This is a genomic window from Labedella phragmitis (genome assembly GCF_004078635.1).
Classification (GTDB): domain Bacteria; phylum Actinomycetota; class Actinomycetes; order Actinomycetales; family Microbacteriaceae; genus Labedella; species Labedella phragmitis.
In genome coordinates this window covers 136,306-151,118 of record NZ_RZNB01000006.1, presented here as the reverse complement: position 1 = coordinate 151,118, position 14,813 = coordinate 136,306, and the positions used below count along the sequence as shown (strand labels likewise).

The window sequence follows — 14,813 nt, the reverse complement described above, 5'->3', positions numbered from 1 at the left end:
ATGATGCTTCACGCATCGCTTGTAGCGGCAGCCGCCGAGGGTGAGACGCACAACCCGGTCATCCCGGAGTTGTACGACATCGTCTGGTCGGCGGTCTGCTTCGCCGTCATCCTGATCGCGTTCTGGCGCGTCTTCCTCCCGCGGCTGCAGAAGATGCTCGACGAGCGCTCCGCGGCGATCGAGGGCAACATCGCGAAGGCGGACGAGGCTCAGCGCCAGGCCGAGGCCGCGCTCGAGCAGTACACCGCTCAGCTCGCCGAGGCCCGCCAGGAGGCCGCCGCGATCCGCGAGGGTGCTCGCGAAGACGGAAAGAAGATCATCGCCGAGGCTCGTGAGCAGGCCGTCGTCGAGGCGCAGCGCGTCACGGTCGGTGCGCAGGCCCAGATCGAGGCCGAGCGTCAGGCCGCCGTCGTGACCCTGCGTCGCGACGTGGGGACGCTCGCGCTCGACCTCGCAGGCAACGTCATCGGAGAGACCCTCGCGGACGACGCCAAGGCGTCCGCTCTCGTGGACCGCTTCCTCGCGGACCTCGAGGCATCGGAGAAGGCCAGCCCTTCAGCAAGGAACAACTAACCAGTCATGGGTAGCGCAACTCGGGAGGCACTCGCCGCGTCGAAGCAGGTCCTCGACGCGACGGGTTCCGTCGACCTCACGGTCGCGGCGGAACTGTTCCAGGTCGGGCGGATCGTCGGCGACTCCCTCCAGCTGCGGAGCCTCCTCCACGACTCCGCCATCCCGGCGGCCACGAAGTCGGCCATCGTCGAGCGGGTGTTCGGCGCGGGAACGGGAGAGACCACGCGGTCTCTCGTGACGGCTCTCGTCACGTCGCGCTGGTCGACGGCCGAGGACCTCCTCGAAGGCATCGAAGACCTCGCACTCCGTGCCTCGGCTGTCGCCACGGGCGATCAGGCGTCGATCGCGTCCGAGTTGTTCGCGTTCGGCCGCGTCGTGTCGAGTGACGCCCAGCTCGAGCTCGCGCTCGGGACCAAGCTCGGCCGTCCCGAGGCGAAGGGCGTCCTCGTGTCGCGCCTGCTCGACGACAAGGCCTCGCCGGCGACGGTCACGATCCTGAGCGCTCTCGTGCAGCAGCCCCGCGGCCGCCGCATCGGAGAGTTGTTGCGGCACGCTGCTCGCGTCGTCGCGGATCAGAAGGGGCAGACGGTCGCCACCGTCACGAGCGCGACCCCGCTCGGGGAGCAGCAGCTCGAGCGGCTCCGTTCCGCACTGTCGGCCAGCTACGGCCGCAACCTCACGATCAACGAAGTCGTCGATCGTGCGGTCATCGGCGGGCTCCGCATCCAGGTGGCGGACGACGTCATCGACGGAAGCATCTCGACCCGTTTGGGCGAGCTCAGAAGACAACTCGCCGGCTGACGCCAGGCGACGGCAATACACGGGAACACCCCACAGATAGGGAAGAAGATGGCAGAACTCACGATCAGCCCGGACGAGATCCGGAATGCGCTGAAGGACTTCGTCGGATCGTACGAGCCGAACGGCGCGACGACGACCGAGGTCGGCCACGTCACGAACGCGTCCGACGGCATCGCCCACGTCGAGGGGCTCCCCGGCGTGATGGCCAACGAGCTCGTCCGTTTCGCGGACGGCACGCTCGGCCTCGCCCTCAACCTCGACGAGGACGAGATCGGTGTCGTCGTGCTCGGTGAGTTCACCGGCATCGAAGAGGGCCAGGAAGTCACCCGCACGGGCGAGGTCCTCTCGGTGCCCGTCGGCGACGGCTACCTCGGCCGCGTCGTCGACGCGCTCGGCAACCCGATCGACGGCCTCGGCGAGGTCGCCTCGGAGTCGCGCCGCGCACTCGAACTTCAGGCTCCCGGCGTCATGCAGCGCAAGTCGGTGCACGAGCCGCTCCAGACGGGCATCAAGGCGATCGACGCCATGATCCCCGTCGGCCGCGGTCAGCGCCAGCTCATCATCGGCGACCGCCAGACCGGTAAGACGGCCATCGCGATCGACACGATCATCAACCAGAAGGCCAACTGGGAGTCGGGCGACGAGAACAAGCAGGTCCGCTGCATCTACGTCGCCATCGGTCAGAAGGGCTCCACGATCGCCTCCGTCAAGGGCGCGCTCGAGGATGCCGGGGCCATGGAGTACACGACGATCGTCGCGGCTCCCGCCTCCGACCCCGCCGGCTTCAAGTACCTCGCCCCCTACACGGGCTCGGCCATCGGCCAGCACTGGATGTACGGCGGCAAGCACGTCCTGATCATCTTCGACGACCTGTCCAAGCAGGCAGAGGCGTACCGCGCCGTGTCGCTCCTCCTCCGTCGTCCGCCGGGGCGCGAGGCGTACCCCGGCGACGTCTTCTACCTGCACTCCCGTCTGCTCGAGCGTTGCGCGAAGCTGTCGGACGAGCTGGGTGCCGGATCGATGACCGGTCTCCCGATCATCGAGACCAAGGCGAACGACGTCTCGGCGTACATCCCCACGAACGTGATCTCGATCACCGACGGCCAGATCTTCCTCCAGTCGGACCTCTTCAACGCCAATCAGCGTCCCGCTGTCGACGTCGGAATCTCGGTCTCGCGAGTCGGCGGTGACGCTCAGGTCAAGTCGATCAAGAAGGTCTCGGGAACGCTCAAGCTCGAGCTCGCCCAGTACCGTTCGCTCGAGGCGTTCGCGATGTTCGCGTCCGACCTCGATCCGGCCAGCCGCCGTCAGCTCGCCCGAGGCGCCCGCCTCACCGAGCTGCTCAAGCAGCCGCAGTACTCGCCGTACCCCGTGGAGGAGCAGGTCGTCTCGATCTGGGCCGGCACCAAGGGCAAGCTCGACAACATCGCGATCGAGGACGTCCTGCGGTTCGAGCGCGAGATGCTCGACTACCTGGGACGCAACACCAACGTCCTGACGACCCTGCGTGAGACGAACGTCCTCGACGACGACACCACGGCCGAGCTCGAGAAGGCGGTCGACGCCTTCGCCCTCGAGTTCCAGGCCGGCAACGGTCAGGGCATCGGTGACCCGGGTTCGGAGGACGTCGACGCGCTCGAGGCCGAGAACGTCGGCCAGGAGAAGATCGTGAAGGGTCGCCGCTAGTCCATGGCAGCCTCACTCCGGGTCTACACGCAGAAGATCAAGTCTGCGCAGACGACCAAGAAGATCACCAAGGCGATGGAGCTCATCGCCGCCTCGCGCATCCAGAAGGCGCAGGCACGGGTACAGGCGTCCGCGCCGTACTCGCGGGCGATCACGCGTGCGGTGTCGGCGGTCGCGACGCACTCGAACGTCGACCACCCGCTCACCACGGAACCCGAGCGCATCACGCGTACGGCGGTCGTCGTGTTCTCGTCCGACCGCGGACTCGCGGGAGCGTTCAACTCCCAGATCCTCCGCGAGGCGGGCGAGCTCACCGAGCTGCTCCGTGATCAGGGCAAGGACGTCGTCCACTACCTCGTGGGTCGCAAGGCCGTCGGGTACTTCCAGTTCCGCCGTCGCTCGTTCGTCAAGGATTGGCAGGGCGGGACGGACAATCCCGACTTCGAGACGGCGCGCGAGATCGCGTCGACCCTTCTGGAGGCGTTCGCTCAGGACGCCGCCGACGGGGGAGTCGACGAGATCGTCCTCGTGTTCAACCGCTTCGTCAGCATGATCACGCAGACACCGGAGACGGTGCGTCTGTTGCCGCTCGAGGTCGTCGAGGCGGAGGAGGACGACACCACGTCGGAGATCCTCCCGCTCTACGAGTTCGAGCCGGACGCGGCGACGGTGCTCGACCAGCTGCTCCCGGTGTACATCGAGAGTCGCATCTTCAATGCCATGCTCCAGTCCGCCGCGGCGAAGCACGCCGCCACGCAGAAGGCGATGAAGTCGGCGAGCGACAACGCCGACACCCTCATCACCGATTACACCCGACTGCGTAACAACGCACGTCAGGCCGAGATCACCCAGCAGATCGCGGAGATCGTCGGCGGCGCCGACGCCCTCTCCACATCCAAGTGACGACAGACCACGAAGAGAGAAGAAGACCAATGACTATCACTGCCGAAGCCACGGGCCCGGCGTCCGAGCAGAAGGCCGGAGTCGGCCGGATCGCGCGAGTGACCGGTCCCGTCGTCGACATCGAGTTCCCTCACGACGCGATTCCCGACATCTACAACGCGCTCAAGACGACGATCACGATCGGCGACGAGTCGAGCGTCATCACGCTCGAGGTCGCCCAGCACCTCGGTGACGACCTCGTCCGCGCGATCGCCCTCAAGCCGACGGACGGTCTCGTCCGGGGCCAGGAGGTCACCGACACGGGCGAGGCCATCTCGGTCCCCGTCGGCGACGTCACCAAGGGCAAGGTCTTCAACGTCATCGGCGAGGTGCTCAACGCTGAGCCTGGCGAGACCATCGAGATCACGGAGCGGTGGCCCATCCACCGCAAGCCCCCGCGCTTCGACCAGCTCGAGTCCAAGACCCAGCTGTTCGAGACGGGCATCAAGGTCATCGACCTCCTCACCCCGTACGTCCAGGGTGGCAAGATCGGCCTCTTCGGCGGTGCGGGCGTCGGCAAGACCGTCCTCATCCAGGAGATGATCCAGCGCGTCGCGCAGGACCACGGTGGTGTGTCGGTGTTCGCCGGTGTCGGTGAGCGCACCCGTGAGGGCAACGACCTCATCAGCGAGATGGAGGAGGCGGGCGTCTTCGACAAGACCGCCCTCGTCTTCGGTCAGATGGACGAGCCGCCGGGAACGCGACTCCGCGTGGCCCTGTCGGCGCTCACGATGGCGGAGTACTTCCGCGACGTGCAGAAGCAGGACGTGCTGCTCTTCATCGACAACATCTTCCGCTTCACGCAGGCCGGTTCCGAGGTCTCCACGCTGCTCGGCCGTATGCCGTCCGCCGTGGGGTACCAGCCGAACCTCGCCGACGAGATGGGTCAGCTGCAGGAGCGCATCACCTCGACGCGTGGTCACTCGATCACGTCGCTCCAGGCGATCTACGTCCCCGCCGACGACTACACCGACCCCGCGCCGGCCACGACGTTCGCGCACCTCGACGCCACGACGGAGCTCTCGCGAGAGATCGCGTCGAAGGGTCTCTACCCGGCCGTCGACCCGCTCACGTCCACGAGCCGTATCCTCGACCCCCGTTACTTGGGTGAGGACCACTACCGTGTGGCCACGACCGTCAAGCAGATCCTCCAGAAGAACAAGGAGCTGCAGGAGATCATCGCCATCCTCGGTGTCGACGAGCTCTCCGAAGAGGACAAGGTCACCGTCTCGCGCGCGCGCCGCATCCAGCAGTTCCTCTCGCAGAACACCTACATGGCGAAGAAGTTCACCGGTGTGGAAGGCTCGACGGTTCCGCTCAAGGAGACCATCGAGTCCTTCGACGCCATCGCCAAGGGCGAGTTCGACCACGTGGCCGAGCAGGCGTTCTTCAACGTCGGCGCGATCAGCGACGTCGAGGAGAAGTGGGCTCAGATCCAGAAGGAGAACGGCTGATCATGGCGAGCGCTCCGCTCACCGTCAACGTCGTCGCGGCGGACCACGAAGTGTGGTCCGGCGAGGCGTCGATGGTCGTCGCTCGCACCGTCGAGGGCGAGATCGGTATCCTTCCGGGCCACGAGCCCATGCTCGCGATCCTCGCGAAGGGCGAGGTCCGCTTGACGCTTGCCGACGGTCGCAAGCTCACCGCCGACGCTGAAGACGGGTTCCTCTCGGTCGAGAAGAACGTCGTGACGATCGTCGCGGGCACCGCGAGCCTCGTCTCGTAGTTCCCCGTCCTGCTCTTCCTGCCACCGAACGCCCCGTGCTCCTCCTGCTGCCTCCGTCCGAGACGAAGGTGCAGGGAGGCACGGGGCGTTCGTTGTTGCTGCGACAGTTGAGCTTCCCCGAGCTGACCGCGGTGCGATCGCGGGTGCTGAACGCCGTCGTCGAGTTGTCCCGCGATCCGGAGGCGGCGATCCGGGCCCTCAAGCTCGGACCGAAGGGGCACGGCGAGGTCGCGATCAACAGGGCGGTCCGCCGCTCGGCGACGCTTCCCGCGATCGACCGCTACACCGGGGTCCTGTACGACGCCCTCGATGCCCGGTCGCTCTCCCCGGAGGCGAGGCGCTTCGCGGAGGATCACGTCGTCATCCAGTCGGCGTTGTTCGGTCCGGTCGGGGCCCTCGACCCCGTTCCCGGCTACCGTCTCTCGCATTCGTCGAGACTGCCGGGACTCCGGCTCACGCCGACGTGGGCGGAAGCGGCGGGTCCCGTTCTCGAGCGCGTCGATGGGCTGATCGTGGACCTGCGCTCCGAGGGATACGCGGAGCTGGGGCCCGTGCGCGCTTCCGACCGCGTCGCCTACATCCGTGTCGTCGCGGTCGATGACGAAGGGCGCCGCCGTGCCCTCAACCACTTCAACAAGAAGACGAAGGGGCTCTTCACTCGAGCGGTCCTCGAGAGCGGGCAGGACTTCGGCGACATCGAGGAGCTCGCCGCGTGGGCGGCGGGTGCCGGGTTCTCGCTCGGGCCGGGCTCGGCGGCGGGGGAGTGGGACCTCGTCGTGCCGGAGGTCGCCCTGCCGCCCACGGGCTCGACGACCGGCGCACGCACGAGCTCACCGATCGGCTGAGCGTCCGTCCGCCTCGTCGGCCCTCCAGCACCCCTCGAGATGGTCGTCGACGAGTCCGCCCGACTGCATGAGCGCGTACATGGTGGTCGGTCCGACGAAACGGAACCCCCGGGCCTTGAGCTCGGAACTCAGCGCCGTCGACTCGGCCGTCGTCGCGGGGACCTCCTCCCACGACCGCGGTCGGCGCCGCTGTCCCGGCTTCGATGCGAACCGCCACACGATGGCGGACAGCGGCTCGTCGAGCGCGAGGACGGCCTTCGCATTCGCGATGGTCGCCTCGATCTTGCGGCGGTTCCGGATGATCGACGCATGGCCCATGAGCCGGATGACGTCGCCATCGTCCATGCGCGCGACGACCTCGGGATCGAAGCCGTGGAAGGCGGAACGGAAGGCCTCGCGGCGTCGCAGGATCGTGATCCACGAGAGGCCGGATTGGAAGCCCTCCAGACTGATCTTCTCGAACAGGTCACGATCACCGAGGAGCGGCCGGCCCCACTCCTCGTCGTGGTAGCGCTGGTATTCGGCGTCGAGCCCGCTCCACGCGCAGCGCCTCACGCCGTCGGCGCCCAGCAGGGTCGTGGCGCGGGCGGAGCCGCCGGCACGGGCCGGAGTGTTGTCGGGATGGTCGGGGGCTGTATCCATAAACCGAGACTACGCACGGCGGCCGACGATGGATCGGACGACGTTCGGGCGGTGTCGAAGAGCACGGAAAGCGCACCTGTGGACGGCAGGTGCCATTCCGCTTCGCACGACGGGCCGGTGCGCGGCTAGCCTGGAAGGCATGGCACACATGGAATATCGTCCCCTCGGTCCATCCGGTCTCATGGTCTCCACGGTCGGTATCGGCTGCAACAACTTCGGGCGCGCCGGAACGGTCACGGAGACGCAGGAGGGCACGGACGCCGTCATCGACGCCGCCATCGAGGCCGGCGTCAACTTCTTCGACACCGCTGACATGTACGGCAAGGAAGCCGGCCTCAGCGAGACCTTGATGGGGAACAGCCTCAAGGGCCGCCGCGACTCCGTCGTGATCGCGACGAAGTTCGGACACAGCGGCTTCGACGCGGGCATCCCGAGCTGGGGGGCGAAAGGCTCGCGCCGATACGTCCGCCTCGCCGTCGAGGCGTCGCTGCGTCGCCTGCAGACCGAGTGGATCGATCTGTACCAACTGCACACGCCGGATCCCGTCACTCCGATCGAGGAGACCCTCGCGGCCCTCGACGAACTCGTCAGAGAGGGCAAGGTCCGCTACATCGGGCACTCGAACTTCTCAGCGTGGCAGGCGGTCGAAGCGGACTGGGCCGCCCAGACGGCGGGTAGCTCGCGATTCATCTCGGCACAGAACGAGTACAGCCTCATCGTCCGCGAGGCGGAGCGGGAACTGCTTCCGGCGCTGGACGAATACGGTCTCGGGTTCCTGCCCTACTTCCCGCTCTACAACGGGCTCTTCACGGGCAAGTTCTCACGCTCCGGCGGACCGAGCGACTCCAGGATCATCCGGCAGCGTCCGCACCTGCTCGAGAACGCCCCATGGGATGCCATGGAAGCGTTCGATGCCTTCTGTTCCGAGCGCGGCGTCACGATGCTGCAGGCGACGATCGCCTGGCTGCTCGCCCAGCCGGCGCTCACGAGCGTGATCGCCGGAGCGACGCGGCCCGAGCAGATCACACAGAACGCCGAGGCGGCGACGGCGTGGGACGCAACCGACGACGAGATCGCCGAGATCGGCGCTCTCTTCGCCTGATGGCGGTGGCGTGTCGGCGTGGACAACGCCGCGCCGACTCGCCGACTAGGATTCTCAGGAAGGCGTCTACCTCGACGTCGAACGATCTCGAAGGGTTCACCGGTGACCGAGACCATCGCGTTCGCGTCCTCCCGCGTCGTCGACGCGGGGAACGGCAGGCGGGTGGAGCTGCGCTGGGCGGCGATCAGTGACAGCGGTCGTCGGCGCGAGGTCAATCAGGACTCACTCGTCGTCGAGTTCCCCATCCTCGCGGTCGCCGACGGCATGGGCGGCTACACGGCCGGTGAGGTCGCGAGCGCGGCCGTCACCGGTCGCCTCGAGGAACTCGCCTCCGCGGCGTCGATCGACGTGTCGACGGAAGGGATCGAGTCCGCGTTGCGTCTCGCGGTCTCCGACCTCGCCGAGTCTCTCGAGGACGTGTCCCCGGGAACCGGGACGACCGTCACGGGATTGGTCTTCGGGCTCCGGGAGGGGCGACCGGAGTGGACCGTCTTCAACATCGGTGATTCACGGGTGTACAGACTCGACGGTGACGTGCTCTCGCAGGTCACCACCGACCACTCCGTCGTCCAGGAGCTCATCGCGATCGGCGCGATCACTCCGGACGAGGCCGATTCCCATCCGCACGGCAACGTCATCACGCGAGCGGTGGGGTTCTCCGAGGATCCCGTGCCGGACTACCTGACGGTCGCGATCGAGTCCGATGCCCGGTGGGTCATCTGTTCGGACGGTCTCACGAAGGAATTGACCGACTACGGCATCCGCCACTACCTGCTCCTCGGTACGACGCCGGAGGAGGCGGCTCGCCTCCTCGTGGATGCCGCCGTGGAGAACGGCGGGCGGGACAACATCTCGGTCATCGTGCTCGATGTCCTCGAGCTCGATGACGACACGGCTCCCACACGGACGAACGCCACGACCGACTGACGGTACCGCTGCGTCGGGTCATCGATCCTCCCGCGCCGAGTGACGGTCGCGAGCCGTCCTCGGAACCGCCGTCCACAGGACGGGCGAGGTGTCCTCGTGTCCCCGGTCCCGTCGTCCCCGGCCGGGCGTCGTGACGTCTCCTGGTGGAATCGCGTCATGCCGATCCCGAGTCCGTCCCTGTCCGTCGTCCCGGCTCGCATCACCCTGCCCGCTCCTCCGACCCCACGAGAAGCCCAGCCGTTCCCCACGCTCGCGACGATCGCGCCCGTGGTCGTCGCCCTCGCGATGTGGGCGGTCACCCGATCGCCGTTCGCGTTGATGTTCGCCGCGTTCGGGCCGGTCATGGCCATCGCCGGTTACCTCGACGCTGGCGTGGGCGGACGGCGGCGGCATCGGTCCGCCTGCACACGTCATGCCGCCGCGCTCCTCGAGGTCGAGGCCGCCATCACACGCGCCCACGAGACGGAGCGGCGAGAGCGGATCGCCGAGCATCCCCCTGCAGCGCTCGTTGTCGAGATCGGTCGCACCGATGCGCGCTGGCGGGTGCCGGTCGAGCGCGCGACTCTCGTGAGTATCGGAAGGGGATCGGCTCGGAGCACGCTCCGCGTCGAGGGGACGGACGACGCGGCGACGGAGGACCTGCGGCAGCGGGCCGCCACCATCGAGGACGTGCCCGTCACCGTCGATGCGCGCCACGGTATCGGCGTCGTCGGCCCACTGCCGCTCGCTCGAGCGGTGGCTCGGGGGCTCCTCGTCCAGGTGACGCACGCGATGCCGCCGGACGCGCTCACCGTCGTGTCGATGCCGTCGTCGGGCTGGGACGAGTTCCGCGCGTTGCCCCACCTCGGCAGCCGCTCGCACAGCGTCGGTACCGGACGTCCCGCCCTCACCCTGAGCGTCGACGAGAGGAGCGGAGAGTTCGAGGCCGAGGTCGCCCCTGCCGACCTCCGGCTCGTCGTCGCTCGTTCCGTCGCGGATCTCCCATCGACATGCGTCGAGATCGTCGAGTGCGAGTCGCCGCTCGCGGTGCGCTGGCGCCGCGCCGACGCCGTGCACGGCATCGCGGCTCGACCGGATCCCGTGTCCGCGCCGGATGCACGGCGCTTCGCCGAGGCGATGGAGTCGGATGCCGTGGCGCTCGGGCTCTCGAGGGAACGGAACGAACCACCGGCGAGCCTGCGGTTCGACGAGCTTCCCGGCGCCGAGCGGACGTCCGTGCACCGGCTCGCGGTTCCTCTCGGCGCCACGTCGAACGGGCCGCTCGTGGTCGATCTCGTCGCCGACGGACCGCACGCCGTGATCGGTGGAACGACGGGAAGCGGGAAGAGCGAACTCCTCATCACCTGGATCGTCGGCCTCGCGTCGGCGGCTTCAGCCGACCAGGTATCGCTGCTGCTCTTCGACTTCAAGGGTGGTGCGACGTTCGGCGCGCTGCACGACGTACCCAACGTCGTGGGGCTCGTGACGGATCTCGACGAGGCGACGGCCGCTCGAGCACTCGAGAGCCTCCGAGCCGAGGTGCGACATCGGGAACGGTGGTTGCACGAGTCCGGCCTGCGCGACGTCCGCGATGCGACCGACGGGGCGATGCCGCGGCTCGTCATCGTCGTCGACGAGTTCGCGGCGATGATCGAGATGTTCCCCGACCTGCACGCCGTGTTCGTCGATCTCGCGGCGCGCGGACGATCCCTCGGTGTTCACCTGGTCCTGTGCACTCAGCGCCCAGCCTCCGCCGTCCGCGACGGAGTGCTCGCCAATTGCGACATCCGCATCAGCTTGAGGGTCAACAATGCGGGAGACAGCCTGGCCGTCGTCGGATCTCCGGACGCTGCGGCTCTCCCGCCGTCGCAGCCCGGCCGGGTCATCGTCTCCCTGGGCGGACGGCCGGGGGTCGTGGCGCAGATCGCGACGACCACGTCGGCCCACATCGACATGCTCGCCCGCCGTCCGTCGGCCACGGGCGTGCGGCGCCCCTGGCTCGACCCGCTGCCCGAACGGATCCCGCTGGAGGATCTGACGGACGCGAGGACCGAGGGCGACGTCGACGGATTCGGACTGGGGCGATTCGACCTCCCCGGTGAACAACGCCAGCCCGTCGCCTGGTACCGCCCGGAGGACGACGGGCATCTCCTCGTCCTCGGTTCCGCTGGGCGGGGCTCCTCGACACTCCTCGCGCTCATCGTCGCCCAGTCCCGGCCGGGGTGGACCGTGCAGTCCGTGCCGGTCGATCCGGAATGGGCGTGGGACGCTCTGCAGGAGATCGGCCGACAGGTGCGGACGGGGGAGCCCGGTGCCGATCGGGTCCTCGTGCTGATCGACGACGTCGATCTCCTCATGGCGCGGTGGGGCGACGACTACGCGCGTGCGGCTCGTGACGAGCTCTCCGAGATCCTCCGGGCGGGCCCAGGCCGAGGAGTCCACGTCGTGCTCGCCGCTCACCGGGCGACGGGAGACATCCTGGCCCTGGCCTCGCTCGTCGGCTCGACCCTCCGACTCGGAGCCGCGAACAAGCAGGAGCACGTGCTGTCGGGAGGCGACGGTGCGACCTTCCGCGGCGATCGCCGGCCGGGAAGCGGCACCTGGCACGGTCACGAGCTCCAAGTGGCGATTCCCGACGGGACGACCCGTGTGCCGGAGCGGCTGCGGCCCGCCGCCGTTCCCCTCCGGCCGGGGCTCCTCATGATCGTCACTCGACGGCCAGCCCTTCGCGCGCGTTGGGCGCGGCAGAGGGGAGCGGAGGACGTCCTCGTGCTGGGCGCACCCAGCCAGGGCACGCTCCGGGTGGACGATCTCGCGGTGGGAGCCGGAACGAGTGTCGTGGTCGGCGAGCTCGACGCATGGCAGCAGCAGTGGGCGTTGTTGCCGGCGCTCCGTTCGAGCGCCACCGTCGTCCTCGAGGACACGAGCATCTCCGAGTGGCGCGCCCTCACCCGCCGTGCGGAGCTGCCGCCGTGGGTGGCGCCGGGATCCCCGCATGGGTGGCTGCTCCGTCCAGACGGGCACGTCGAACGCGTGTCGTTCGACACCGACACCCTCCGGCCCGAGGAACCCGCTCCGGTGTCGGGATCCCGACGTTCGGCGCGCCGGGGCTCGGCAACGAATCGGCTGGAGCCGGGACGATGAGCCGCGCGTCAGCCTCCGACGACGGAACGGATCCGACCGACGGGGGCTCCGCCCCCGAGCACGTCGAGGTGGAGATCCGGCAGAACGGCGTCGACGGACGACGCCTCGAGTGCACCGGCTTCGACGAGGAGCGCGAGCGCCACGACGGTCGCCGCGCGCGAACTACCGTCGAGCGTCTTCGAGGTGACGGTCGTGCCGTCCGGCGCCGTCATGACCATGACACCCTCAGCGCCGCCCTTCGCGAAGACCCCCAGGCGTTCGATCACGATCGTGTTGTCGCGACCCGTTCCGTCGATGGCCCAGGGGTGGCGCCGCACGGCATCGACGATCGTCGCCGCGTTGCGGTAGAGCGCGAAAGGAGAGGACATCGACGACGTCGCGAACTTCTGGATGCCGCGGGCGAGAGCCGTGAGACCGATCGCGAGCACGGGGGCGCCGCATCCGTCGACGGCGGTCGCGGCCGGTCGCTCGCCCGTGAGTCGCTCGACGGTGTCACGAACGGCGGCCTGCAGGGGATGCGCAGGATCGAGATAGGAGTCGATCGGCCACCCATTGGCGACGCACGCGATCAACATCGCGGCGTGCTTACCCGAACAGTTCATCGTGACGCGAGCGGGCGCGTGGCCGGATGCGACCGCCTCGTCCCGGGCCCGTCGATCGAGCGGCCAGTCGGCGGGGCACTGCAGAGCGTCCTCGGAGAGCGCGGCGGAGGCGAGCATGGCCCGCACCACCGACACGTGGCGAGCGGTGCCGGCGTGGCTCGCAGTCGCGAGCGCCGCGTGCTCGTCTCGAAGGGGAACGCCGGCGTTCAACACCGCGAGCGCCTGGAAGGGCTTGAGGCTCGAGCGGGGGAAGACGGGCGAATCGGGCGAACCCAGCCTCTTCGTGATCGCGCCGTCTGGAGCGATCACCACGGCCGAGCCGATGTGTCGCGACTCCACGAAACCCGAACGTTCCACGACCGCCAGTTCGACGGCTTCCGCCGGCGTGAACGTGCCAAGCGACGACATCCGTGCTCCCTCCGCCTCGGGTCCATCCCGACGACGCTCCAGCCTATCCGCGGGGCGTGCTCCGCTTCCCGGACGACACGTCCCGTGCGTGTGGAACACTGGTCCCATGCCGGGAACACACCATTACGCCGTCGACATCGACTGGCAGGGCAACCTCGGTTCGGGGACGAGCGGCTACCGCGACTACTCCCGACAGGTCGAGATCCGCAGCATCGCTGCCGATCCGATCGCCGGATCCGCCGACAAGCCCTTCCGCGGCGACCCGGAGCGATGGAACCCGGAGCAACTGCTCCTGGGCGCGCTCGCACAGTGCCATCTGCTCTCCTACCTCTACGCCGCGGTCACCGCCGGGGTCGTCGTGACGGACTACCGGGACTCCGCCGTCGGCACCCTGACGGAGGACGGCGCCGCGAGCGGCGCGTTCAGCGACGTCCTCCTGCGGCCCGTCGTCACGGTCGCGTCGGCCGACATGGTCGACGCGGCGACGGCGGCACACGCCGAGGCCAATCGGTTGTGCTTCATCGCGAACTCCGTGAACTTCCCGGTGCGGCACGAACCGACGATCCTCGTGGCAGGACAGGACACCGAAAGCGGCTCCTGATCCGGGGATCAGAATCGTTCGGGCCGCAGGACCGCGCGCTTGATCTTCTCCATCGCGTCGACCGGCGGAGCCTCGTTGTACGTCCCGGCGAGCTCCTGGCCGCTCAGGGCGTGGATCGCGGCCATGATCTCGTCCGTCGCGAGTCGACGCGCCTTGCCCGACTCGGCCGGACCGAGATGCGACACGTCGATGGGCTCGCCGAAGCGCACCGTGATGCGCTTGAACCGGGGGCGCGTCGAACCGACCGGCATCACCTCCGCCGTTCCCACGAGCCCGACGGGGACCACGACTGCTCCCGTCGAGAGGGCGAGCCATGCGACTCCCGTGCGTCCCTTGTAGAGGCGGCCGTCGAGCGAGCGGGTGCCCTCGGGGTAGATCGCGAACGCGCTCTCCGTCTCGAGGATGCGCTTGCCCTGGTCGAGGGCTGCCTGCGCTGCCTGCGCCGAGCGGCGGTCGACTCCGACGGCTCCGATCGCTCCGAAGAACGTCCGGCTCACCCATCCGGAGAAGCCCGTCCCCTCGAAGTACGACGACTTCGCGAGGAACTGAACGGGGCGCGGAGCGGCGACGGGGATGGCGACACTGTCGATGAACGACAGGTGATTGCTCGCGAAGATCACACGTCCTCGCTTCGGGACGTTGCGTCGCCCCTCGATGCGCGGCCTCCAGAGCACGCGGACGACGGGACGGAGGATCGCCCGCCCCAGCCAGTAGACGGCACCGGGACGACCGGTGCCGTCTCGGGGGGAATCGATGACAACGGTCTCTGGCACGCATCGAGCGTAGGCGAGGAGTCATGCCGTGCTCGGCATGACAACCGGTCGGGCGCGAGATC

The 14,813-nt window shown here is 68.7% G+C and carries 14 protein-coding genes; 11 read left to right on the top strand and 3 right to left on the bottom strand.

Translation table 11 applies throughout. The annotated features are described in order from the left end of the window. Positions 1-3: 3 nt before the first annotated feature. Genes ELQ90_RS14130 through ELQ90_RS14100 form a run of 7 tightly spaced genes read left to right on the top strand, consistent with a single transcriptional unit; the run spans position 4 to position 6,573 of the window. The gene (locus ELQ90_RS14130) at positions 4-573 is read left to right on the top strand and encodes a F0F1 ATP synthase subunit B (RefSeq protein ID WP_128496004.1); all 570 of its coding nucleotides are present in this window, start codon (positions 4-6) and stop codon (positions 571-573) included. Between the two features lie 6 nt (positions 574-579). Next, the gene (locus ELQ90_RS14125; protein ID WP_128495929.1) at positions 580-1,374 is read left to right on the top strand and encodes a F0F1 ATP synthase subunit delta; all 795 of its coding nucleotides are present in this window, start codon (positions 580-582) and stop codon (positions 1,372-1,374) included. A gap of 48 nt (positions 1,375-1,422) precedes the next feature. After that, positions 1,423-3,060: a F0F1 ATP synthase subunit alpha gene (gene atpA / locus ELQ90_RS14120; RefSeq protein ID WP_128495928.1), complete on the top strand. Its 1,638-nt coding sequence runs from the start codon at positions 1,423-1,425 to the stop codon at positions 3,058-3,060. Between the two features lie 3 nt (positions 3,061-3,063). After that, entirely contained in the window at positions 3,064-3,963 is a 900-nt protein-coding gene (locus ELQ90_RS14115; RefSeq protein ID WP_128495927.1) for a F0F1 ATP synthase subunit gamma, read from the top strand. A gap of 35 nt (positions 3,964-3,998) precedes the next feature. Continuing rightward, positions 3,999-5,456, top strand: a complete 1,458-nt coding sequence (atpD, locus tag ELQ90_RS14110) for a F0F1 ATP synthase subunit beta (protein ID WP_208020674.1) — start codon at positions 3,999-4,001, stop codon at positions 5,454-5,456. A gap of 2 nt (positions 5,457-5,458) precedes the next feature. Beyond that, positions 5,459-5,728 carry a F0F1 ATP synthase subunit epsilon gene (locus ELQ90_RS14105; protein ID WP_128495925.1) on the top strand — a complete coding sequence of 90 codons (270 nt, stop codon included), beginning with the start codon at positions 5,459-5,461 and terminating at the stop codon, positions 5,726-5,728. Positions 5,729-5,763: 35 nt separating this feature from the next. Further along, positions 5,764-6,573, top strand: a complete 810-nt coding sequence (locus ELQ90_RS14100; RefSeq protein ID WP_128495924.1) for a YaaA family protein — start codon at positions 5,764-5,766, stop codon at positions 6,571-6,573. On the opposite strand, the gene ELQ90_RS14095 is transcribed toward ELQ90_RS14100, so the two are convergent. Further along, the gene (locus tag ELQ90_RS14095; RefSeq protein WP_128495923.1) at positions 6,559-7,215 is read right to left on the bottom strand and encodes a DNA-3-methyladenine glycosylase I; all 657 of its coding nucleotides are present in this window, start codon (positions 7,213-7,215) and stop codon (positions 6,559-6,561) included. The genes ELQ90_RS14100 and ELQ90_RS14095 overlap by 15 nt on opposite strands. Before the next feature lie 139 nt (positions 7,216-7,354). Between ELQ90_RS14095 and ELQ90_RS14090 the strand changes: the two genes are divergently transcribed. From ELQ90_RS14090 to ELQ90_RS14080, 3 genes are all read left to right on the top strand, one after another. Beyond that, positions 7,355-8,317, top strand: a complete 963-nt coding sequence (locus tag ELQ90_RS14090; RefSeq protein ID WP_128495922.1) for an aldo/keto reductase — start codon at positions 7,355-7,357, stop codon at positions 8,315-8,317. A 102-nt stretch (positions 8,318-8,419) separates the two neighbouring features. Next, positions 8,420-9,244 (top strand): PP2C family protein-serine/threonine phosphatase, encoded by an 825-nt coding sequence (locus tag ELQ90_RS14085; protein WP_243696191.1) that lies wholly within the window; start codon positions 8,420-8,422, stop codon positions 9,242-9,244. A gap of 156 nt (positions 9,245-9,400) precedes the next feature. Further along, positions 9,401-12,367, top strand: a complete 2,967-nt coding sequence (locus tag ELQ90_RS14080; protein ID WP_128495921.1) for an FtsK/SpoIIIE domain-containing protein — start codon at positions 9,401-9,403, stop codon at positions 12,365-12,367. 8 nt (positions 12,368-12,375) lie between these two features. On the opposite strand, the gene ELQ90_RS14075 is transcribed toward ELQ90_RS14080, so the two are convergent. Next, positions 12,376-13,377 carry an asparaginase gene (locus tag ELQ90_RS14075; RefSeq protein WP_128495920.1) on the bottom strand — a complete coding sequence of 334 codons (1,002 nt, stop codon included), beginning with the start codon at positions 13,375-13,377 and terminating at the stop codon, positions 12,376-12,378. 106 nt (positions 13,378-13,483) lie between these two features. On the opposite strand from ELQ90_RS14075, the gene ELQ90_RS14070 reads away from it, so the two are divergent. Beyond that, a complete protein-coding gene (locus ELQ90_RS14070) occupies positions 13,484-13,978 on the top strand; it encodes an OsmC family protein (RefSeq protein ID WP_128495919.1) in 495 nt (164 codons plus the stop codon). 8 nt (positions 13,979-13,986) lie between these two features. Here the strand turns inward: ELQ90_RS14070 and ELQ90_RS14065 are convergent, their stop codons facing one another. Next, complete coding sequence (locus tag ELQ90_RS14065) at positions 13,987-14,751, bottom strand: lysophospholipid acyltransferase family protein (RefSeq protein WP_208020666.1); 765 nt, start codon at positions 14,749-14,751, stop codon at positions 13,987-13,989. Between the last annotated feature and the right edge of the window lie 62 nt (positions 14,752-14,813).